At 62.6% G+C, this 414-nt stretch carries 1 pseudogene; it reads right to left on the bottom strand.

What is annotated here, in order from left to right:
• Window positions 1-414 (bottom strand): annotated as a pseudogene (locus tag E1958_RS20655) (transposase); the annotation flags it as partial.

Genomic DNA, 414 nt, shown 5'->3' with positions numbered 1-414 from the left:
CTCCGCATTGGCCCGGCGGGCGATGTGTTCATTGAGGGTACGCATGAACCAGGACAAATCGTGCAACCGCCCCCGATAGACCTCGGCAAGTGCCTCGACCTCGGCGATCTCCGCCCGGCTCATCGACCCTCGTGACGCCGAGAGATAACGTGTCGCCAACAAGGGCCCGGTGAAGAGCGCCGTCCAGCGTTTCAGGACCTCCTCTATCGACCACCCCGAGGCCCGTTCCCGGTCGATACGCACCACGATGTGGTAGTGGTTACTCATCACCGCATAGGCGGCCACGTCGATGGCAAACAGGGTAGCAAGCTGCTGCATGCGCTCGACAATCCAGCCGCGGCGGTGGTCGAAATTCAGACCTGAGAGCTGGTCCTCGCCACACAAGAAGGCACGGCGCACACAGCGGCATACGCA

The sequence above is a fragment of the Candidatus Thiosymbion oneisti genome, assembly GCF_004359955.1.
Lineage (GTDB): Bacteria > Pseudomonadota > Gammaproteobacteria > Chromatiales > Chromatiaceae > Thiosymbion > Thiosymbion oneisti.
The sequence above is the reverse complement of the archived record's forward strand: the minus strand, read 5'-3'. Positions and strand labels throughout refer to the sequence as shown.